Here is a 20,891-nt window from a genome sequence, read left to right on the forward strand (position 1 = left end):
CAGCGCGGCTCAGGCCGCCGGGCGGCGCAGGATGTATTCCAGGTCGCGCACGCGCCCGACCGGGAACTCGTAGGTGCCGACCTTCTCGTAACCGTGCCGCGCGTAGAAGCGCTGGGCGCCGTCGTTGCCCGACCACACGCCGATCCACAGGGTGCGCGGACCGTCGCGGAGCAGCCAGCGCTCGGCCTCGGCGAAGATGCGCCCGCCCCAGCCCGCATTCTGGTGCGAGGCCAGGACGTACAACCGCTTCAGCTCCCCGTCGCCGGGGGCCACTTCCGGGTGCGGCAGGCCGCAGGGGCCGGCGGCGGCATGGCCGACCGCGACGCCGTCGTCCTCCAGCAGCCACACCGCATAGTCCGGGTGCGCCAGGATCGTCGCCTGGCGCCCCACTTCATAGGCCTCGGACAGGAAGGCCTCGAGGTCCTCCGGCGGGTAGAGATGGCCGAAGGTCTCGGTGAAGGTGCGCGCGCACAGCGACGACAGCGTCGCCGCATCGTCGACCGTCGCGCGCCGGATGAGCAGGCTCACTCGTCCTCGTCTTCTTCTTCGTCGAGGTCCTCGTCGTCGTCGAGGTCCTCTTCTTCCTCGTCCTCTTCCTCTTCGGCGTCCTCGTCGTACTCGTAGTCTTCCTCGCCGAAGTCCTCGCCGTCCCAGCGGCCTTCGCCATCGGGCACGAAGGCCAGCGCCATCGACGCCGGCGAGGTGCCGACGCGGACCAGCCAGCCGCCGAACACGCGGGCGCGCTCGGTCACCAGGGCCGGGTCGGAACCCTCGTTGCCCAGGCGTTCCCATTCAAGTGCAAAAGCAAACTCGGTCATCGAACAGCTCCGTCTGATCAATTGGAGCCTCCCTTGGGTCAAGGGAGGACGCGGCGGCAGCCGCGGGGATTGCGGGAGAAACCCACCCGGCATCGCGCCAGCGCGATGCAGGGCAGGCCTTACTTGTGCAGCGATTCTTCGCGTACCTTCACGTGGACCTCGGCCAGCTGTTCGGCCGGGATCGGCGACGGCGCGCCGGTCATCAGGCACTGCGCCGAGGTGGTCTTCGGGAACGGGATCACGTCGCGGATCGACTCGGTGCCGGCCATCAGCGCGGCGATGCGGTCGATGCCGAAGGCGATGCCGCCGTGCGGCGGGGCGCCGTACTTGAGCGCGTCCAGCAGGAACCCGAACTTGGCCTCGGCCTCCTCGGCGCCGATGCCCAGCAGCTCGAACACCGCGCTCTGCATCTCCGGGCGGTGGATGCGGATCGAGCCGCCGCCGATCTCGTTGCCGTTGAGCACCATGTCGTAGCCGCGCGACACCGCGGTCTTCGCGTGCGCGCGCAGCTCGGCGATGTCGTCCACGGCCGGGGCGGTGAACGGGTGGTGCAGGGCCACGTAGCGCTGCTCCTCCTCGTCCCACTCGAACATCGGGAAGTCGGTGACCCACAGCGGGCGCCAGCCCTCGGCGACCAGGCCGAAGTCCCTGCCGGCCTTCAGGCGCAGCGCGCCCATGAAGTCGGAGACCTTGTTGTAGCCGCCGGCGCCGAAGAACACGATGTCGCCGTTGCCGGCGCCGACGTGCTTCAGCAGCGCGGCGAAGGCGTCCTCGCCGAAGAACTTCTGGATCGGCGAGGAGACCGCACCGGCCTCGTCGATCTTGATGTAGGCCAGGCCCTTGGCGCCGAACTTGGCGGCGTGGGCGGCGTACTCGTCGATCTGCTTGCGCGACAGGCTGGCGCCGCCGGGGATGCGCAGCGCGGCCACGCGGCCGTCCGGGTCGTTGGCCGGGCCGGTGAACACGGCAAAGCCGCTGTCCTTGACCAGGTCGGCCACGTCGACCAGCTCCAGGTCGATGCGCAGGTCCGGCTTGTCCGAGCCGTAGCGGCGCATGGCCTCGGCCCAGGTCATGCGCGGGAACCGGGCGTCCAGCTCCACGTCCACGACCTCCTTGAAGATGTGGCGGATCATGCCTTCCACGAAGTCCTGCACGTCGCGCTCGCGCACGAAGGCGAACTCCATGTCCAGCTGGGTGAACTCCAGCTGGCGGTCGGCGCGCAGGGCCTCGTCGCGGAAGCAGCGCGCGATCTGGTAGTAGCGGTCGAAGCCGGCCACCATCAGGATCTGCTTGAACAGCTGCGGGCTCTGCGGCAGGGCGTAGAACTCGCCCGGGTGCATGCGCGCCGGCACCAGGAAGTCGCGCGCGCCTTCCGGGGTGGCCTTGGTCAGGATCGGGGTCTCGATGTCCTGGAAGCCGGCCGCGTCCAGGTAGCGGCGCAGGGCCTGCACCAGCTTGATCCGGGTGCGCTGCATGCGCTGCATCTCCGGACGGCGCAGGTCCAGGTAGCGGTAGCGCAGGCGGGTTTCCTCGGACGGGTTCTCGTGCGCGTGGAACGGCAGCGGCGCGGCCTTGTTGAGGATGGTGATGCGGGTGGCGATCACCTCGACCTTGCCGGAGCGGATCCTGTCGTTGACCGCGTGGCGGGCGCGGACGACGCCCTCGACCTGGATCACGTCCTCGTAGCCGAGGGAGGCGGCGACGGCGAAGACCTCGGCGTTGTCGGGCTCGACCGTGACCTGGACGATGCCTTCGTGGTCGCGCAGGTCGATGAAGCAGACGCCGCCGAGGTTGCGGGCGACGTCGGTCCAGCCGGCGAGGGTGATGGTCTGGCCGATCAGCGATTCGTCGACCAGGCCGCAGAAATGGGTACGCATGCAGGCTCCGCGAGTGGGGCAACCGCCCGGCTGCCGGGCGGAAAGGGGCAATTTTACCCTCTCGCCCCGTCCCCGCGGGGCGCCTGCGGCGCACCGGTGCCACGGGGCGCCAGGCCGCGACAAAACATCTCGTTCAGGATTGTGCGGGCAGCTTGCGCGTCGAAACATGACTCGAGGTGCCCCGATGATCCTGACACCCCTGCATGACACGCCGGTGACGGCAGCCCCCCTTCCGGCGGGAAGCGCTGCATGACGGGGGCGGTGCTCGCCTTCGCCCTGGCCATGCTGGCCGGGCTCCTGCTTGCCTCACCCCGCCTGGTGCGCATTAAGGCCGCCCTGCTGGCCCTGCTGCTGGCCGGGCTGAGCCTGTGGTGGCTGGTCGACCGCCTCAGCGGCGACGGCCTGGACGCGGCCACGCTCTACCATCTCTACAGCGGCATCGAAGGCGCCGGCGTGGCGGACTTCAGCGGGCCGCTGGCCATCACCACCGCCCTGCTGCTGCTGTCCCTGGCCCTGCCGGCCTGGATGGCCTGGCGCCTGCGCCGTCGCCCGGCGCCGGGCCCGGCCCGGCCAGTGGTGTTCCCCGCCTTCCTGGCGACCTTCGTGGTCGCGGTCCTGGCCAGCCCGCTGGCCCGGGACGGCTGGCGCCTGTACCAGCACAGCCGCCCGGTGGACGCCAGCCAGGTTGCGGCCGAGTACCTGGTCCCGGACCGCCCCCTGGGGCAGCGCCGCAACATCGTCTGGATCTATGCCGAGAGCCTGGAGCGCACCTACTTCGACGAGACGGTGTTCCCGGGGCTGATGCCCAACCTGACCCGGCTCGCCGCCGAGGCGCTGGATTTCCGCGACGTGGCCTCCCCGCCCGGCACCGGCTGGACCATCGCCGGCATGGTCGCCTCCCTGTGCGGCGTGCCGCTGACCGCCTCCCGCGGCGACGAGAACAGCATGGGCCGGATGGAGCAGTTCCTCCCCGGCGCGCACTGCCTGACCGACTACCTCGCCCAGCAGGGCTACACCCTGCAGTTCAGCGGCGGCGCGGATTCGGCCTTCGCCGCCAAGGACCGCTTCCTGGCCAGCCATGGCTTCGGGACGGTCAAGGACCAGGCCTGGTTCCGCGCCCGCCGCGTGCCGCGCCGGCACTTCTCCAGCTGGGGCGTGCACGACGACGTGCTGCTGGACAGCGTGTTCGAGGACTTCCAGCGCCTGTCGCAGGCCGGCGCCCCGTTCATGCTCACCGCCCTGACCATGGATACCCACCATCCGGCCGGCCACCTGCCCCAGGCCTGCCGTGACGTGCGTTACGGCAGCCCGCATGGCGACATCGGCCTGCTGCGCGCGATCGCCTGCAGCGACCGCCTGATCGGCCGCCTGGTCGAGCGTATCCGCCAGAGCCCCTGGGCCGGGGACACCCTGGTGGTGGTCGCCTCCGACCACCTGGCCATGCCCAACGACCTGGGCGACGTGCTGGCCGGGATGAAGCGCGAGAACCTGCTGCTGTTCCTCGGCAGCGGCCTGGAGCCGCGCCAGGTCGCCACCACCGGCAGCACCCTGGACACCGGCGCCACCCTGCTCAACCTGCTGGATCCGGAGCTGGGCGCCCTGGGTTTCGGCCGCTCGCTGCTGCAGGATCCGCCCGCCCATGGCGCCAGCCTGGCCGCGCGCGAGGGCGGCGAGCGCTACCCGCTCTACCTGGGCTTCGCCCGCCAGCTGTGGACCGGCAGCGAGACCCGCACCCTGCGGGTGGAGGAGGACCGCGTGGTGGCGGGAATGCAGCGCATCCGCCCGCCGGTGATGCTGGAGTACGACCAGGGCTGGAACATCGCCTCGATCGTGCTGGAGGACGCGCCGCGCCAGTTCGCGCAGCGCGATCCGGACAACATCCTGGCCTACGTCGACCGCTGCACCGCCTTCTTCGACGAGCCGGGCAAGGGCGAGTGGTGCGCCCTGGTGGTCGACCGCAACAACGCCCTGACCCTCTACCCGGAAGAGGAGCTGCAGCGCGGCATCCAGGTCGACGCGCCGCTGCAGGAAGCGGCCGATGCGCGGCCACGCCCGCGGCGCGCGCTTACCGTCGCCCGGCAGACGCGGCCGATGAAGCCGGGCCAGTACCAGCTGCGGGTACAGACGCGGAACCTGCCTTCGCATTCGTTCTGGCTGGAGGCGGTGTCCGACGACGGCACCGTGGTCCGCGCCCGCGAATGGGTGCAGGTCGATCCCGACCGCGCCGGCCAGCAGATCCGCCTGCCATTGTGGCTGGATTCGGCGGTGGACCAGCTGGTGATCCGCGCCTGGCTGGACCACACCGAGGAACTGGAAGTCGAGCGCGTGGCCGTGGTGCCGACCAGGAATCCCGGCCGGCGCGGCTGAGGGCTGGGGTCGGGCATGGTTAAGGCGGCCGGCGGCTATATTCGCGCCCGACCGCCTTCCCGACGGCGCTGCATGGAGCTTTGCCTGTGACCCGAGCCTTCCCCGCCTTCCTCGCCGCCTGCCTGGCCCTGGCCGCGATCGCGCCCGCGGCCGCGCGCGGCCTCGGCGAAGACCTGCGTGCCCTGCCGTCGTCGCAGCGCGTGCTGCTGATCGAGCGCGAATACGCCTCGCAGTCGGGCGGGCGCACCATCCCCGACGACCAGCTGGCCTATTACCTGGACCGGGTCGAGGATGGCTGGGGCATGCCCGAGGTACGCGGCGACATCTCCGGGTCGCTCCGCGGCCGCGACGGCCGGCGCTGGAGCGGATCCAGCTGGTCCGGGGCCACCCTGGTGAGCTCCAGCAACGACCGCCGCCGGCGCGAATGCCGCCCCCCGTTCAAGGGTCGCCCGGTGCTGGTCGAGAACATCTCCGGCACGCGCTGCATCGAGGGCCGCAACTTCGGCGGCGGCGGCGGCACGATGTGGGTGGACGACGGCTGCCGTGGACGCTTCGCCGAGGGCCGCGGCGGCTGGAGCGGCGGCAACGGCGAGCTGGTGCGCTGCGAGAGCCGCGACAACCGGCGGCAGATCTGCGCCATCCGCGGCCGCGCCGTGCTGGTGCGGCAGCTGTCGAGGACCGCCTGCGTCGAAGGCCGCACCTGGGGCCAGCGCGGCGACACCCTTTGGGTGGACGACGGCTGCCGCGCGGAATTCACCACCGGCCACGGCCCCGCGCCGGGCCATCGCCCGGGCCCGGGGCCCGGCAGGGACTACAGCGTGACCTGCAGCAGCGACAACAAGCGCCGTCGCACCTGCGACTGGGACCGGCGCCAGGGCCGCCCGGTGGTGGTGCAGCAGATCTCCAGCACCCGTTGCGAGGAAAACCGCAACTGGGGCTGGAGCGGCGGCTCGATCTGGGTCGATGGCGGCTGCCGCGCGCGCTTCGGAGTGCGTTGAAGGCCGGGATCGGGATTGGTCATTCGCGGCCCGGACAAGCGAAGCGCATCCGGCAACAGACACCCGGCCACCCGTGCCGCATTGCGACGGTATCCCCGGGCGCGGCTTCCGGCCGTGCGCCCAGGCGCACCCGCCGCAAGCCAATCACCAATCACCGCCCGAACAGCAGGCCGATTCCCACGGTCGCCAGGCCGGCCACCAGCCAGACCGCAACGCGGCGGATCATCGCCGGATCCGCGCTGCTGGCCGGACGGGCGCGGCCAAAGCCGACCACGAACACGTGCACCGGCAGGGCGATCACCAGGAGGAAGGCCAGCACCCAGTACAGGCTGTCGTCTCCCAGGCGCGGCCACAGTGCGGTCATCACCAGTGCCGAGACGACCCCGGCCGCGGCTGCGGTCACCGGCGACGGCGTGATCTGCATGTTTCCCTCTCCCCGTTGTGTCCGACCCCGATCATGCCCGGCAGGCGTGGCCGGCGCGAGCCAGACCAAGGGCGCATGGTGGGGGGATGGCGCGACCCGGGAGATCGGATGCCGTAGTCCGGGCAAGCGACGCGCGTCCTGGGTCCGGCAAGCGTGGGGACACTGGCGTTCCGGGCGGGATGTCCCGGATGCGGCGGGACTGCCCGTCAGGGCGTTCCGGCGCCCCAGGGCGCCGGCGGCGGCTCCACCGGCGTGGACAGGTCGAAGTCGACCTGGAACAGGCGCCCGTCCGGGCGCGAGAGCTCGTAGCGGAAGCGGCGGCCGGGTTCGATCTCCATCGCCCAGGTATTGCGCAGCGAGGCCTGCAGCCCGGCGGCCTGGAACATGGCCACCGACGACGCACCCACCGGGAACTCCTGGCGGGCCGCAGTACCCGGCGCGCGGCTGTCGCCGCCATACATGGTCACCGCGTCGGGACTGCCGTCCTCGTGGCGGTGGTCGTGCTCCAGGCGCAGTCCGCCGGGGGTGCGGGTGAGCACCCAGGTGCGCGATCGGTCCTCGCCGACATGGAACGGGATCCGCAGCCCCTGCCGGGGCTGGTCGCAGCCACGCACGTGCATCACCAGGGCCTTGCCGGCGAACGGGTCGGGCTGGCCCGCGGGCGGCGCCGGCTGGTCGGCCACCACCCTGCCGGCAAAGGCCTGGCCGCAATGGCTGGCCAGCGCGGCCAGGAAAGCATCGGCCGGCGACGCGGACGCATCGCCGGCACCGGTCGATTCAGGGGTGGCCCCGGGCGCATCGCCCGTGGACGGCGGGGCCGGCGTGCAGGCCGCCAGCAGGGCCAGCGACAGCAGGGCCGGAACCACCGCGCGGCGGGCCATCAGCTGGCGGTCGCCGCCGCCGCCGGAATGGACGAGGTATCGGAGGCCTTGGAGCCGCCGCCCTCGCCCTTGTCGGCCAGGTTGCGCTTCTTGTCGCCGTCCTTCTTGAAGTCGGTCTCGTACCAGCCGCCGCCGGCAAGGCGGAACGAGGGGGCGGTCACCTGGCGTCGGACCTGGCCCGGGGCGCCACAGGAAGGGCAGGTGTCCGGGTCGGCATCGGACAGTTTCTGCAGGCGGTCGAAGGCGTGACCGCAGGCGTCGCACTGGAAGGCGTAGATGGGCATGGCACACACGACAGTGGGAAAACCGCAGGCGATATGGTGGCACGTATTCACGATTCAAGGCCTGCGGGCGGCCTGAAGGGCTCATCCGGCGCCCGGGGGCAGCGCGGGAACAACCAGCCGGCGCCCCCCGGCATCCCCACGCCCCGGGAGGAACCGTAGCCCGTGCAGAAGAGGCGCTCCCGGGGCCCAGCAGGCTCGCGGAGCGCCCGCCCTGTCCGTGCCTGCGCGGCAGGGAGGCCGTTCCGCCCCCACCGAGGCCTCAACCGGCCGCGACCAGCTCCGCCGCCAGCGCCCCGGCCCGCGCCAGCACCGCGTCGCGGGCCGGGCTGTCGACCCTGGCCCCCTGCAGGTAGGCGGCCACCGTCCAGGGACGTCCCTGCGCGAGTGGCCAGACGATGGCGATGTCGTTGCGGGTATCGGTGCCATTGCTGCCGGTCTTGTCGCCTACCCGCCAGCCGTCGCCGATCCCGGCGCGCAGGCAGTCGTCGCCGGTGCGGTTGTCGATCAGCCAGTCGGCCAGCTGCAGGCGCGAGGCCGGCGCAAGCACGTCGCCGGCCACGCAACGGGCCAGGCTGGCAGCCATCGCCCTCGGGCTGGTGGTATCGCGCGGATCATCCGGGGCGAACCTGTTCATCTCCGGCTCCATGCGATCGCTGCGGGTGACCTCGTCGCCGATCCCGCGCAGGAAGGCGGTCAGGCCGGCAGTCCCGCCGATCCGGCCCAGCAGCAGGTTGGCGGCGGCGTTGTCGCTGGTGGTCATGGTCGCGCGACACAGGTCGCGCACGGTCAGGTCCTTGCCCACGTGGCGGCGCGTCACCGGGGAATGCGAAACGATGTCGGACCGGCGCACCGGCAGGCGCAGGTCCAGTTCCAGCGCGCCGCGGTCGGCCTGGGCCAGCACCGCGGCCGACAGCACCGCCTTGAACGTGCTGCACATCGGGAAACGCTCGTCCGGGCGATGCCCGCCCAGGTAGCGGCCGCCGGCGGCGTCCAGCACGGCCACGCCCAGCCGGCCCTGCGCGGCTGCCTCCAGCGCGGCGAAGTCCGCTGCCGCGGCGATGCGTGCCCGCACCGCGTCGCCGCTGGACGCGGGTGCGAACGCCGCAGCGCGCGCCATCACCGGCGCGACGAGCATGGACGTGGCGGCCAGGCCAGCGGACTGCAGGAAGCGGCGGCGGTCGGGCATGGATCGATCCTCCTCGGGGGTGGACGGCGATTATCCGCAGCGCCAGCGAACCGCCACCACCACAAGTTTTCGGGAGCAGCCATTAGCTGCGTTTGTGGCGTCATAGCCCGGGCAAGCGAAGCTCGCCGCGCCGCGGCAATGCCAGGCGCCAGGGACGAACGTCTGGCGCGTCGCCACGCGTCGCAGGGTTTCCGCTGGATTGCAGGACAGGGTCATCGGGGGTGATGGCGGGACCCCGGATGCGGCCTTCGGCCTTATCCGGGCTACGCGTTGCGGTGAAGCCCACCCGGGATGATGCGCCACGAAGGCAGCGGCCCCGGTCGCACGGAACATCGCCCGCCCCGCTGCTGTAGCCTCGGCATTCCGCCACCTTCCCGCTCGCGATGCCCCGCCCGCCGCTTCCGCTCAATGCGCTGCGCGCCTTCGAGGCCGCTGCGCGCCACCAGAACCTGACCCGCGCCGCGCTGGAACTGTGCGTGAGCCAGGCGGCGCTGAGCCACCAGATCCGGACCCTGGAACAGCGCCTGGGCGTGGCCCTGTTCCACCGCCTGCCGCGCGGCGTCGCGCTGACCGATGAAGGCGCGGCGCTGTACCCGGTGCTGCAGGATGCGTTCGACCGCATCGCCGGGGGCATGCAGCGCTTCCTCGGCGCGGAGGACCGCCAGGTGCTGACCGTGGGCGCGGTGGCGACCTTTGCCGCCGGCTGGCTGCTGCCACGCCTGGCGCGGTTCGAGGCCGCGCACCCGGACATCGAACTGCGGGTGCAGACCCACAACAACCGCATCGACCTGGCCAGCGAGGGCCTGGACCTGGCGATCCGCTTCGGCGACGGCGACTGGCAGGGCCAGGAATGCACGGCCGTGCTGGACACCCCGTTCGCGCCGCTGTGCGCACCGGGCCTGGCCACGCGCCTGCACGACCCGGCCGACCTTGCCGGCGTGCCGCTGCTGCGCTCCTACCGCACCGACGAATGGCCGCGCTGGCTGGCCGCCGCAGGCGCCGCTGGCGTGGAGGCGCGCGGGCCGGTGTTCGATTCATCGCTGGCGCTGGCGGCCGCGGCCTCGGGTGGCAGTGGCGTGGCCCTGCTGCCGCTGCGCATGTTCGAGCGCGAGATCGCAGAGGGCCGGCTGGTGCAGCCGTTCGCGGCGACGGTCGAGCTGGGACGTTACTGGCTCACGCGCTTGCGTTCGCGCACCGAGCGCGAGCCGGCCGCACGCTTCCGCCTGTGGTTGGAGGAACAGGGGCGCGAGGCCGTGGGCGGCTGACCAGGGCCACGCCTGTCGCGGCCCGCGCCTGGCTTGCCGCGGGCGGAGTGGGGGCGCGGCAACGAGGCCCCGCTGACTCAGTCCAGCATTTCCAGCCAGGCCTGCTCGGCCTGCTCCAGGCGCGCGGCCAGGGCTTCGCGGGCGCGGGCAAGATCGGCCAGGCGGGCGGCATCGGCCATGACCGCCGGGTCGGCAAGCTGGGCATCGAGCTCGGCCAGCTGCGCTTCCAGCTCGGCGACCTTCTTCTCGGCAGCGGCCAGCTTGACCGGGTTGGCCGGCTTCTTCGCCGGTGCCGGCGCGGCGGGCGCCGGCGTGGGTGCCGGAGCCTCGGCCGCGGCCTGCTCCAGGCGCGCGCGGGTGCCCTGCGCCACCGGGCGGGTGCGCAGCCAGGCGGCGTAGTCGTCCAGGTCGCCGTCGAACGGCTCGACCACGCCGTCGGCCACGCGCCAGAAGGTGTCGCAGACCAGGCCGATCAGGTGGCGGTCGTGGCTGACCATCACGATCGCCCCATCGAAGTCCGCCAGCGCTTCGGCCAGGGCCTCGCGCATCTCCAGGTCCAGGTGGTTGGTCGGTTCGTCCAGCAGCAGCACGTTCGGCTGCTGCCAGGCGATCAGGGCCAGGGCCAGGCGCGCGCGCTCGCCGCCGGAGAAGCCGTCCACCGTCTCGAAGGCGCGGTCGCCCGGGAAATTCCACTTGCCGAGGAAATCGCGGAAGGCCTGGGTCGGGCTGTCGGGCGAGATCTCGCGGAAGTGGTCGATCGGCGACTGGCCCTCGTGCAGCGATTCGACCGTGTGCTGGGCGAAGTAGCCGATGCGCAGGTCCGGGTGCGCGTTGCGCTCGCCCACCAGCGGCGGCAGTTCGCCGACCAGGGTGCGCACCAGGGTGGTCTTGCCGGCGCCGTTGGGGCCGAGCAGGCCGATGCGGTCGCCCGCCTCCAGGCCGAAGCCGACGTTCTTCAGGATCACCGCCGGCCCGTTTCCGCTTGCCGGCTCGGCCGGGTAGCCGCACTGCCCGTCCTGGATCCGGATCAGCGAATGCGGCAGGCGGCTGGGCGGTGCGAACTGGATCGTGAACTCGCGCTCCACGCGTACCGCCTCGGTCCCGGCCAGCTTGGCCAGGCGCTTCATCCGGCTCTGCACCTGGCGCGCCTTGGAGGCCTTGGCCTTGAACCGGTCGATGAAGCTCTGCAGGTGGGCGCGCTCGGCCTGCTCCTTCTCGTGCGCGATCTGCTGCTGGCGCAGCTGCTCGGCGCGCTGGCGCTCGAAGTCGGTGTAGCCGCCCACGTACAGCCTGGCGTTGCCGCCGTGCAGGTGCAGGGTGTGGGTGGCGACGTTGTCCAGGAACTCGCGGTCGTGCGAGATCAGCAGCAGGGTGCCGGGGTACTTCAGCAGCCACTGCTCCAGCCAGTAGACCGCATCCAGGTCCAGGTGGTTGGTCGGCTCGTCCAGCAGCAGCAGGTCCGAGGGCATCATCAGTGCGCGCGCCAGGTTCAGGCGCACGCGCCAGCCGCCTGAGAACGAGGACACCGGGCGCTGGTGGGTATCGGCCGGGAAGCCCAGGCCGTGCAGCAGCTTGCCGGCGCGGGCCTCGGCGTCGTAGCCGTTGAGCTCGGCCAGCTTCTGGTGCGCGGCAGCCACCGCCTCCCAGTCCTCGCGCGCATTGGCCTCGGCTTCCTCGCGCAACACCGCGGCGATCACCGCGTCGCCGCCGAGCACGAAGTCCAGCGCCGGATCCGGCAGCGAAGGCGTCTCCTGCGCGACCGAGGCGATCCGCACCTTGCCGGGCAGGTCGACGTCGCCCTTGTCGGCTTCCAGCTCACCCTTGATCGCGGCGAACAGGCTGGACTTGCCGGTGCCGTTGCGGCCGACCACGCCGACGCGGTAACCGGCATGCAGGGCCAGGTCGACATTGGACAGCAGCAGGCGTTCGCCGCGGCGCAGGGCGAAGTTGCGCAGGGAAATCATCGGGAGTTTGCTTTCAGAACGAAAAGGAATCAGCAGATGCCGAGGCATCCTGCGACGTCCCATTCTACGTTAACGAATACTTGACATGACATCGGTCCAGCATGCAGCGCGGACCCGCGCAGCATCCTGCAATGCATCCCGTACCTCGCAGCAAGGAGCTAGCCCATGGCATCCAAGCCCCATCTTCTCGCCTCCGCCGTGACCGCCGCCCTGCTGGCCGCCGCTCCGGCGGCCCAGGCCCAGCAGGAGCCCGGTGGAACCGACTCCCGCACGCCCACGGTGCTGGACACCCTGATCGTCACCGGTACCCGCATCGCCGACCGCACCGTGGCCGAATCGCAGTCGCCGATCGACATCATCACCCCCGAGGCGCTGGCCGCCACCGGCACCACCGAGCTGGCCACCGCCCTGGCCCGCGCCCTGCCCTCGCTCAACTTCCCGCGCCCGGCCATGGCCGACGGCACCAGCGGCGTGCGCCCGGCGCAGCTGCGCGGCCTGTCGCCGGACCAGGTGCTGGTGCTGGTCAACGGCAAGCGCCGCCACGTCTCGGCCCTGGTCAACGTCAACGGCACCATCGGCCGCGGCTCCTCGGCGGTGGACCTCAACGCCATCCCGGTGGCGGCGATCGAGCGGGTCGAGGTGCTGCGCGACGGCGCCTCGGCGCAGTACGGCTCGGACGCCATCGCCGGCGTGGTCAACATCGTGCTCAAGAGCGCCGGCCATGGCGGCAGCCTGTCGGCCACCGGCGGCGAGTATTCCGAGGGCGATGGCGCACAGTGGCAGCTGGCCGGCGACGCCGGGCTGAGCCTGGCCGGCGATGGCGGCACCGTGCACCTGGCCGCGCAGGCCGGGCAGCAGGACCCGACCAACCGTTCCGGCCGCTACCAGGGCACCGCCCCCCATACCGGCAACTTCCCCGGCATCGGCGAGCGCGCGTTCCGCTTCGGCGAGGCCGAGGTCGACCAGTCCGCGGTCTCGGCCAATGCCGCGTTCAACGTCGGCGAGCGTGCGCGGATCTACCTGACCGCGATCGCCAGCAACCGCGACATCACCTCGTTCGCCTTCTACCGCTCGCGCAACCACAGCGACCAGGGCGCGCTGCTGGCGCAGGTGTATCCGGGCGGCTACGTGCCGGAGATCAACCAGTATTCGAAGGACCGCAGCGCGGTGCTGGGCTTCAGGGGCGACACCGCGGGCGGCTGGACCTGGGACCTGAGCTACAGCTTCGGCAGCAACGACCTCGACTTCCACACCCGGAACACCGTCAACTACGCCCTCGGCCCGGACAGCCCGCGCAGCTTCCATGCCGGCAACCTCCGCTACGCCCAGGACGTGTTCAACGCCGACTTCTCCAAGACCCTGGACATCGGCCTGGCCTACCCGGCGACGCTGTCCTTCGGCGCCGAGTACCGCGACGAGGAGTGGCGCCAGGGCCCGGGCGAGCCGGACTCCTACTTCGGTTCCGGCGCCCAGGGCTTCGGCGGCTTCACTCCGCGCAACGCCGGCAGCTACCAGCGCGACAGCTACGCGCTCTACGTTGACCTGGAGGCGGACCTGGGCGAGCGCTTCTCCGCCGGCCTGGCCGGGCGCTACGAGGACTATTCGGACTTCGGCAGCGAGACCTCGGGCAAGCTTTCGGCACGCTACGCCTTCACCGACGCGGTCGCCCTGCGCGCCACCGTGGCCAGCGGCTTCCGCGCCCCGGCCCTGGCGCAGCAGAACTACCAGGCGGTCACCACCAACATCAACAACAGCGTTGTGACCGAAACCGGTACCTTCCCGGCCACCGGCGCGGCCGCCCAGGCCCTGGGCGCCGAGCCGCTGAAGGCCGAGACCTCGCTGTCGTACAGCCTGGGCCTGGTGCTGCAGCCGGCAGAGCGGGTGTACGTGACCGTCGACGCCTACCAGATCGAGATCGACGACCGCATCGTGCTGTCCTCCAACCTCAATCTCACCGACAACCAGGCCGCACAGGACCTGCTGGCCAGCCTGGGCATCACCGGGGTGACCGCGGCGCGCTACTTCAACAACGCCATCGACACCCGCACCCGCGGCGTGGACGTGGTCGGCACCTGGTCGGTGCCGCTGGCCGCCTCCAGCCTGGACCTGACCGCCAGCTACAACTACAACAAGACCGAGGTCACCCGGATCGCGCCCAATCCGGCGGCCCTGGCCGCGCTGGGCGCCAACCTGGAGCGCATCGCGCGCGACGAGCGCGGCCGCATCGAGGAAGGCGCCCCGCGCGACAAGTTCGCCCTCGGGGCGACGTGGCGGCTGGCGCAGTGGGACTTCAGCGCCAATGCCACCCGTTACGGCGAGTTCACCAGCCGCCACCTCTCCAACCCGGCGCAGGACCAGACCTACGACGCGAAGTGGACCCTGGACACCTCGGTCAGCTTCCGGCCGGCCGCGAACTGGACCCTCACCCTGGGCGCGGACAACGTGCTGGATGAGTACCCGGAAGAGACCATCTTCCCGAACTCCACCTCGGGCCTGATCCCGTACAGCCTGTATTCGCCGTTCGGCTTCAACGGCCGCTACGTGTACGGCCGGGTCGGCTACCGCTGGTAAGGCGGCTGCAGGCCCGCCCGACGGGGCCCCGGCACGCGCCGGGGCCTGTCCCTTTCCGGGCGGGCCGCGCGGCTGGCGATCCGCCCTGCCGCCTGGCCCGGGCGCTCCGCCCGCGGCGAAAGGCAGGTGGGGCCGGGCTCCCCCGCCACTGGACACCGGCCCGGCGTAGGGCAAGCCCGGCACGATTCGTGCCAACGTTTTATTTACGGCGGACACCGCCATCAGCGAAACTCGGGGGCCGCGCGGACTTCCCGCACACGACCACCCCTGATGCACCACGACACCAGCCTGATCGACATCGTCGCGGTTGGCCTGGCCCTGGCTTTCGTGCTCGGCGCCATCGCCAACCGGTTGCGCCTGTCCCCGCTCGTCGGCTACCTGATCGCCGGCATCTGCGTGGGACCGTTCACCCCCGGCTTCGTCGCCGACCAGGAAATCGCCAACCAGCTGGCCGAGATCGGCGTGATGCTGCTGATGTTCGGCGTCGGCCTGCACTTCTCGATGGACGACCTGCTGGAGGTGAAGTGGATCGCCATCCCCGGCGCGGTGGCGCAGATCGCGGTGGCGACCCTGCTCGGCTGGGGCGTGGCCTGGGTAATGGGCTGGTCGCACCTGCATGGCATCGTGTTCGGCTTCTCCCTGGCGACCGCCTCGACCGTGGTCCTGCTGCGGGCGATGGAGGAGCGGCGCCTGCTGGAGACCATGCGCGGCAAGATCGCGGTCGGCTGGCTGATCGTGGAGGACATGGCCTGCGTCCTGGCCCTGGTCATGATGCCGGTGATCGCGGGTCTGTTCGGTCCGGAAGCCGGCGGCGAGCGCCACAGCTTCGGCAGCGTGCTGGGCTCGATCGGCTGGACCTTCGTCCAGCTGGGCCTGTTCGTGGCGGTGATGCTGCTGGTCGGGCGCCGGGTCATTCCCTGGGTGCTGGAGCGCATCGCCGGCACCGGCTCGCGCGAGCTGTTCACCCTGTCGGTGCTGGCCATCGCCCTGGGCGTGGCGTTCGGCGCGGCCGCCCTGTTCGGCGTGTCCTTCGCCCTGGGCGCGTTCTTCGCCGGCATGATGCTCAACGAGTCCGAGCTCAGCCACAAGGCGGCCAACGATTCGCTGCCGCTGCGCGACGCATTCGCGGTGCTGTTCTTCGTCTCGGTGGGCATGCTGTTCGACCCGAGGATCCTGATCGAGCATCCCTGGCAGGTGCTGGCCACCGCGGCGATCATCATGTTCGGCAAGTCGGCGGCGGCGTTCGTGATCGTGCGCGCCTTCGGCCATCCCAAGTCGACCGCGCTGACCATTTCCGCCTCGCTGGCGCAGATCGGCGAGTTCGCCTTCATCATCGCCGGCCTGGGCGTGAGCCTGCGGATCCTGCCGGAAACCGGCCAGGCCCTGGTGCTGGCCGGCGCGCTGATCTCGATCATGCTCAACCCGATGATCTTCATGCTGCTGGACCGCTGGGAAGCGGCGCACCGCGAGGAAGTCCAGGTGCAGCCGGAACCGGAGGTGCAGCCGGGCCCGCCACTGCAGCCCGGCAACCATGCCATCGTGATCGGCTACGGCCGGGTCGGCAGCGAGCTGGCCAACGTGCTGCGCGACCGCGGCGTGCCGGTGGTGATCATCGACGACAACAGCCTGCACGTGGACCGCGCCCACGCCCTCGGCATCCCCGGCATCCGCGGCCACGCCGCCTCGGACAAGGTCCTGGCCGAGGCCCATCCGGAGTCTGCCAGCATCGCCATCCTCGCCATCCCGCAGCCGCTGGAGGCCGGCGAGGCGATCGCCAAGCTGCGCGCGCTCAACCCCGCCCTGCCGGTGCTGGCGCGCGCCCACAGCGACGCCGAGGTCAAGCACCTGCTGGCCCATGGCGCCGACGGCGCGGTCATGGCCGAGCGCGAACTGGCCTACTCGCTGGCGGAGATGGTCATGTCGACCCCGGCCTACCGCTACGCCGGCCGCCCGGAGATGACGGTGCCGCCGGTCTGACCCGGGAAACGCGTGGAAAGCCTGTTCACGCTGTCGATCCACGGCCACCGCGGCACCCGCCCGCGGTGGCCGTTTCGCGTCAGGCCGCTGCCAGCGCCTGCTCCAGGTCGGCGACCAGGTCGTCGATGTGCTCGATGCCCACGCACAGGCGCACGGTGTCCTCGCTGACCCCGGCCTTCTCCAGTTCCTCCGGCGACAGCTGGCGGTGGGTGGTCGATGCCGGATGGGTGGCCAGCGACTTGGCGTCGCCGATGTTCACCAGGCGGGTGAACAGCTGCAGCGCATCGAGGAAGCGCGCGCCGGCCTCGCGCCCGCCGGGCAGGCCGAAGGTCAGCAGGCCGGAAGCGCCCTTCGGCAGGTACCTGCGCACCAGCGCATGCTCGGGATGGTCGTCCAGGCCGGCGTAGTTCACCCAGGCCACCTTCGGGTGCTGCTTCAGGTAGCGGGCCACGGCCAGGGTGTTCTGGTTGATCCGGTCCATGCGCAGCGCCAGGGTCTCGATGCCCTGCAGGATCAGGAACGCGTTGAACGGCGAGATCGCCGCGCCGGTGTTGCGCAGCGGCACCACCCGCGCGCGCCCGATGTAGGCCGCCGGGCCCAGGGCCTCGGTATAGACCACGCCGTGGTAGCTGACGTCCGGCTCGTTGAGGCGGCGGAAGCGCGCCTTGTGCTCGGCCCAGGGGAAACGCCCGGAATCGACGATGGCGCCGCCGACGCTGTTGCCGTGGCCGCCCAGGTACTTGGTCAGCGAATGCACCACGATGTCGGCACCATGGTCGAACGGGCGCAGCAGGTACGGGGTGGCCACGGTGTTGTCGACGATCAGCGGCACGCCGTGCGCGTGCGCGACCTTGGCCACCGCCTCGATGTCGGTGATGTTGCCGCGCGGGTTGCCGATCGACTCGACGAACACCGCCTTGGTGCGTCCGTCGATCAGCCTGGCGACCGCATCCGGATCGCGGTAGTCGGCCAGCCGCGCCTCGATGCCGAACTGCGGCAGGGTGTGGGCGAACAGGTTGTAGGTGCCACCGTACAACGCGCTGGAGGAGACGATGTTGTCGCCGGCCTCGGCGATGGTCTGGATCGCGTAGGTGATCGCGGCCTGGCCCGAGGCCAGGGCCAGCGCGGCGATGCCGCCCTCCAGCGCGGCCAGGCGCTGCTCCAGCACTTCCTGGGTCGGATTCATGATCCGGGTATAGATGTTGCCCGGGACCTTGAGGTCGAACAGGTCCGCGCCGTGCTGGGTGTTGTCGAAGGCGTAGGCCACCGTCTGGTAGATCGGCACGGCCACCGCGCGGGTGGTCGGATCCGGGCTGTAGCCGGCATGGACGGCAAGGGTCTCGGGCTTCCAGTTCGGTGCACTCATGCGCTGCGCTCGCGGTTGCATGGACGGGAGCGCCGAAGATAGCCGAGCAAAGGCGCGACGGAGCGCACGGTTTCAGCGCCAACCATCGCCACGCGGAATGTCCTCATTCCGCAAAAGGCAGGCGGCGGCCCCCGGCCGCCGCCGCCCAATCACCAATCACCAATCACCAATCACCAATCACCAATCACCAATCACCAATTCACGTCCGCGCGAACACCAGATGGCCGCCTTCGGCGTCGACCCTGATGGTGTCGCCGCTGGCGAACTCGCCGGACAGGATCTTCTGCGCCAGCGGGTTCTCGACCTGGGCCTGGATCGCGCGCTTGAGCGGACGCGCGCCGTACACCGGGTCGAAACCGACGTTGCCCAGCAGCTCCAGCGCCGCGTCCGACAGCTCCAGCTTCAGGCCGCGCTCGTGCAGGCGCTTCTCCAGGCCGTGCAGCTGGATGCGGGCGATGGACGTGATCTGCGCCTTGTCCAGCGGGTGGAACACGACGATCTCGTCCAGCCGGTTGATGAACTCCGGGCGGAAGTGCGCCTGCACCACGCCCATCACCGCCGCCTTCATCTGCACGTAGGCCTCGGGCGAACCGTCGCCGGACAGCTCCTGGATCTGGTGCGAGCCCAGGTTGGAGGTCATCACGATGACGGTATTGCGGAAGTCCACCGTGCGGCCCTGGCCGTCGGTCAGGCGGCCGTCGTCCAGCACCTGCAGCAGGATGTTGAACACGTCCGGATGCGCCTTCTCGACCTCGTCCAGCAGGATCAGCGAGTACGGCCGGCGGCGCACGGCCTCGGTCAGGTAGCCGCCCTCCTCGTAGCCGACGTAACCCGGAGGCGCGCCGATCAGGCGGGCCACCGAGTGCTTCTCCATGAACTCGCTCATGTCGATGCGGACCATGGCCTCGCTGCTGTCGAACAGGAACTCGGCCAGGCCCTTGCACAGCTCGGTCTTGCCCACGCCGGTCGGGCCCAGGAACAGGAACGAGCCGATCGGGCGGTTCGGATCCGACAGGCCGGCACGCGAGCGGCGCACCGCGTCGGACACCGCGCGGATCGCCTCGTCCTGGCCGACCACGCGCCTGTGCAGCTCCTGCTCCATGCGCAGCAGCTTGTCGCGCTCGCCCTCGAGCATCTTGCTAACCGGGATGCCGGTCCAGCGGCTGACCACCTCGGCGATCTCCTCCTCGGTGACCTTGTCCTGGACCAGCTTGAAGTCCTTCTTCTCGGCCTCGGCGGCGGCGGCCAGCTGCTTCTCCAGCGCCGGGATGCGGCCGTACTGGATCTCGCTCATGCGCGCGTAGTCCTGGGCGCGCTGCGCGGCTTCCAGCTCGATCCGGGCCTGCTCCAGCTGCTCCTTGACCCTGGTCGCGCCCTGCAGCGCGGCCTTCTCCGACTTCCATACCTCGTTGAGGTCGGAGAACTCGCGCTCGAGCTTTTCGATGTCGGCCTCGAGATCAGCCAGGCGCTGCTTGGAAGCGTCGTCCTTCTCCTTCTTCAGCATCTCGCGCTGGATCTTGAGCTGGATCAGGCGGCGCTCGAGGCGGTCCAGCTCCTCGGGCTTGGAGTCGATCTCCATGCGGATGCGCGAGGCGGCCTCGTCCATCAGGTCGATGGCCTTGTCCGGCAGCTGGCGGTCGGCGATGTAGCGGTTGGACAGGGTGGCCGCGGCGACGATCGCCGGGTCGGTGATCTCCACCCCGTGGTGCACCGCGTAGCGCTCCTTGAGGCCGCGCAGGATGGCGATGGTGTCCTCGACGCTGGGCTCGCCCACGAACACCTTCTGGAAGCGGCGCTCCAGCGCGGCGTCCTTCTCCACGTACTGGCGGTACTCGTCCAGGGTGGTGGCGCCGATGCAGTGCAGCTCGCCGCGGGCCAGCGCCGGCTTGAGCATGTTGCCCGCGTCCATGGCGCCCTCGGCCTTGCCGGCGCCGACCATGGTGTGCAGCTCGTCGATGAACAGGATGATCTGGCCCTCGTTCTTGGCCAGGTCGTTGAGCACGGCCTTCAGCCGCTCCTCGAATTCGCCACGGAACTTGGCGCCGGCGATCAGCGCGCCCATGTCCAGGCTCAGCACGCGCTTGCCCTTGAGCTGCTCGGGCACCTCGCCCTTGACGATGCGCTGGGCCAGGCCTTCCACGATCGCGGTCTTGCCCACGCCCGGCTCGCCGATCAGCACCGGGTTGTTCTTGGTACGGCGCTGCAGGACCTGGATGGTGCGGCGGATCTCCTCGTCGCGGCCGATCACCGGATCCAGCTTGCCGGACTCGGCGCGCGCCGTTAGGTCGATGGTGTACTTCTCCAGCGCCTGGCGCTGGTCCTCGGCGTTCTCGGACTGCACGGTCTCCCCTCCGCGGATCTTCTCGATGGCGGCCTGCAGGCGCGCCTTGTCGGCGCCGGCGGCCCTGAGCGCCTGGCCCACGGCGCCGGTGTCTTCCAGCGCGGCCAGCACGAACCACTCGCTGGCGATGAACTGGTCGCCGCTCTGCTGGGCAAGCTTGTCGGTCAGGTTGAGCAGGCGGCCGAGGTCGTTGCCGACCGACAGGTTGCCGGCCTGGCCGGAAACCTTCGGCAGCCGCTCCAGCGCCTCGCCCAGCCGCTCGCGCAGCACGGGCACGTTGACGCCGGCCTGGGAAAGCAGGGGCCGGGTGCTGCCGCCGGCCTGGTCGATCAGGGCGACCAGCACGTGCACCGGCTCCAGCATGTTGTGGTCGCGGCCCACGGCCAGCGACTGCGCGTCGGCCAGCGCCTGCTGGAAACGCGAGGTGAGCTTGTCCATCCGCATGGGGTAGTCCTCGAAGAGGGGGCCGGCCGTGCCGGCGATGTCCACCAGATGCGGTCCGCCGGCCCGGTTTCAAGGCCGGAAGATACGCACGGACGGGCCCGGTTGGGATAATGCGGCCATGCCCGCCC

The 20,891-nt window shown here is 71.0% G+C and carries 15 protein-coding genes; 5 read left to right on the forward strand and 10 right to left on the reverse strand.

Annotation, left to right across the window (positions count from 1 at the left end; translation table 11 throughout):
- Nucleotides 1–9: 9 nt before the first annotated feature.
- The 3 genes from CSC68_RS09920 to aspS form a co-directional block, all read right to left on the reverse strand.
- A complete protein-coding gene (locus tag CSC68_RS09920; protein ID WP_162203400.1) occupies nt 10–528 on the reverse strand; it encodes a GNAT family N-acetyltransferase in 519 nt (172 codons plus the stop codon).
- Nucleotides 525–818 (reverse strand): DNA primase, encoded by a 294-nt coding sequence (locus tag CSC68_RS09925; RefSeq protein WP_162203401.1) that lies wholly within the window; start codon nt 816–818, stop codon nt 525–527. Before CSC68_RS09925 ends, CSC68_RS09920 begins: the two co-directional genes overlap by 4 nt.
- A gap of 119 nt (nt 819–937) precedes the next feature.
- On the reverse strand, nt 938–2,695 hold the full coding sequence (gene aspS / locus CSC68_RS09930) for an aspartate--tRNA ligase (RefSeq protein ID WP_162203402.1): 1,758 nt from the start codon (nt 2,693–2,695) through the stop codon (nt 938–940).
- A gap of 249 nt (nt 2,696–2,944) precedes the next feature.
- Between aspS and CSC68_RS09935 the strand changes: the two genes are divergently transcribed.
- Nucleotides 2,945–5,062, forward strand: a complete 2,118-nt coding sequence (locus tag CSC68_RS09935; RefSeq protein ID WP_162203403.1) for a phosphoglycerol transferase I — start codon at nt 2,945–2,947, stop codon at nt 5,060–5,062.
- Nucleotides 5,063–5,148: 86 nt separating this feature from the next.
- Complete coding sequence (locus tag CSC68_RS09940) at nt 5,149–6,060, forward strand: DUF3011 domain-containing protein (RefSeq protein ID WP_246193521.1); 912 nt, start codon at nt 5,149–5,151, stop codon at nt 6,058–6,060.
- A gap of 151 nt (nt 6,061–6,211) precedes the next feature.
- Here CSC68_RS09940 and CSC68_RS09945 read toward each other — a convergent pair whose 3' ends face one another.
- From CSC68_RS09945 to bla, 4 genes are all read right to left on the reverse strand, one after another.
- Complete coding sequence (locus tag CSC68_RS09945) at nt 6,212–6,484, reverse strand: hypothetical protein (RefSeq protein ID WP_162203404.1); 273 nt, start codon at nt 6,482–6,484, stop codon at nt 6,212–6,214.
- Between the two features lie 206 nt (nt 6,485–6,690).
- Nucleotides 6,691–7,365, reverse strand: coding sequence for a hypothetical protein (locus CSC68_RS09950; RefSeq protein WP_162203405.1), 675 nt, complete (start codon nt 7,363–7,365; stop codon nt 6,691–6,693).
- Nucleotides 7,365–7,649, reverse strand: coding sequence for an FmdB family zinc ribbon protein (locus tag CSC68_RS09955; protein WP_162203406.1), 285 nt, complete (start codon nt 7,647–7,649; stop codon nt 7,365–7,367). Before CSC68_RS09955 ends, CSC68_RS09950 begins: the two co-directional genes overlap by 1 nt.
- Nucleotides 7,650–7,908: 259 nt before the next feature.
- On the reverse strand, nt 7,909–8,835 hold the full coding sequence (bla, locus tag CSC68_RS09960; RefSeq protein ID WP_162203407.1) for a class A beta-lactamase: 927 nt from the start codon (nt 8,833–8,835) through the stop codon (nt 7,909–7,911).
- Nucleotides 8,836–9,218: 383 nt separating this feature from the next.
- Between bla and CSC68_RS09965 the strand changes: the two genes are divergently transcribed.
- Nucleotides 9,219–10,100: a LysR family transcriptional regulator gene (locus CSC68_RS09965; RefSeq protein ID WP_162203408.1), complete on the forward strand. Its 882-nt coding sequence runs from the start codon at nt 9,219–9,221 to the stop codon at nt 10,098–10,100.
- A gap of 77 nt (nt 10,101–10,177) precedes the next feature.
- Here the strand turns inward: CSC68_RS09965 and CSC68_RS09970 are convergent, their stop codons facing one another.
- Nucleotides 10,178–12,064, reverse strand: coding sequence for an ABC-F family ATP-binding cassette domain-containing protein (locus CSC68_RS09970; RefSeq protein WP_162203409.1), 1,887 nt, complete (start codon nt 12,062–12,064; stop codon nt 10,178–10,180).
- Nucleotides 12,065–12,229: 165 nt separating this feature from the next.
- On the opposite strand from CSC68_RS09970, the gene CSC68_RS09975 reads away from it, so the two are divergent.
- Both CSC68_RS09975 and ybaL read left to right on the forward strand, forming a co-directional pair.
- Nucleotides 12,230–14,635, forward strand: a complete 2,406-nt coding sequence (locus CSC68_RS09975) for a TonB-dependent receptor plug domain-containing protein (RefSeq protein ID WP_162203410.1) — start codon at nt 12,230–12,232, stop codon at nt 14,633–14,635.
- A gap of 270 nt (nt 14,636–14,905) precedes the next feature.
- A complete protein-coding gene (gene ybaL, locus CSC68_RS09980; RefSeq protein ID WP_162203411.1) occupies nt 14,906–16,612 on the forward strand; it encodes a YbaL family putative K(+) efflux transporter in 1,707 nt (568 codons plus the stop codon).
- A 79-nt stretch (nt 16,613–16,691) separates the two neighbouring features.
- On the opposite strand, the gene CSC68_RS09985 is transcribed toward ybaL, so the two are convergent.
- Both CSC68_RS09985 and clpB read right to left on the reverse strand, forming a co-directional pair.
- On the reverse strand, nt 16,692–17,978 hold the full coding sequence (locus tag CSC68_RS09985; protein WP_162203412.1) for an O-acetylhomoserine aminocarboxypropyltransferase/cysteine synthase family protein: 1,287 nt from the start codon (nt 17,976–17,978) through the stop codon (nt 16,692–16,694).
- A gap of 199 nt (nt 17,979–18,177) precedes the next feature.
- Nucleotides 18,178–20,763 carry an ATP-dependent chaperone ClpB gene (clpB, locus tag CSC68_RS09990; protein ID WP_162203413.1) on the reverse strand — a complete coding sequence of 862 codons (2,586 nt, stop codon included), beginning with the start codon at nt 20,761–20,763 and terminating at the stop codon, nt 18,178–18,180.
- Between the last annotated feature and the right edge of the window lie 128 nt (nt 20,764–20,891).

This window comes from Pseudoxanthomonas suwonensis, from assembly GCF_010093235.1.
GTDB lineage: Bacteria > Pseudomonadota > Gammaproteobacteria > Xanthomonadales > Xanthomonadaceae > Pseudoxanthomonas > Pseudoxanthomonas suwonensis.

Bases quoted from the DNA above. Each gene is read 5' to 3' on its own strand.
- CSC68_RS09925 (WP_162203401.1), bottom strand. From the start codon at position 818: ATGACCGAGTTTGCTTTTGCACTTGAATGGGAACGCCTGGGCAACGAG.
- aspS (WP_162203402.1), bottom strand. From the start codon at position 2,695: ATGCGTACCCATTTCTGCGGCCTGGTCGACGAATCGCTGATCGGCCAG.
- CSC68_RS09935 (WP_162203403.1), top strand. From the start codon at position 2,945: ATGACGGGGGCGGTGCTCGCCTTCGCCCTGGCCATGCTGGCCGGGCTC.
- CSC68_RS09945 (WP_162203404.1), bottom strand. From the start codon at position 6,484: ATGCAGATCACGCCGTCGCCGGTGACCGCAGCCGCGGCCGGGGTCGTC.
- CSC68_RS09950 (WP_162203405.1), bottom strand. From the start codon at position 7,365: ATGGCCCGCCGCGCGGTGGTTCCGGCCCTGCTGTCGCTGGCCCTGCTG.
- CSC68_RS09955 (WP_162203406.1), bottom strand. From the start codon at position 7,649: ATGCCCATCTACGCCTTCCAGTGCGACGCCTGCGGTCACGCCTTCGAC.
- bla (WP_162203407.1), bottom strand. From the start codon at position 8,835: ATGCCCGACCGCCGCCGCTTCCTGCAGTCCGCTGGCCTGGCCGCCACG.
- CSC68_RS09965 (WP_162203408.1), top strand. From the start codon at position 9,219: ATGCCCCGCCCGCCGCTTCCGCTCAATGCGCTGCGCGCCTTCGAGGCC.
- CSC68_RS09970 (WP_162203409.1), bottom strand. From the start codon at position 12,064: ATGATTTCCCTGCGCAACTTCGCCCTGCGCCGCGGCGAACGCCTGCTG.
- CSC68_RS09975 (WP_162203410.1), top strand. From the start codon at position 12,230: ATGGCATCCAAGCCCCATCTTCTCGCCTCCGCCGTGACCGCCGCCCTG.
- ybaL (WP_162203411.1), top strand. From the start codon at position 14,906: ATGCACCACGACACCAGCCTGATCGACATCGTCGCGGTTGGCCTGGCC.
- CSC68_RS09985 (WP_162203412.1), bottom strand. From the start codon at position 17,978: ATGAGTGCACCGAACTGGAAGCCCGAGACCCTTGCCGTCCATGCCGGC.
- clpB (WP_162203413.1), bottom strand. From the start codon at position 20,763: ATGCGGATGGACAAGCTCACCTCGCGTTTCCAGCAGGCGCTGGCCGAC.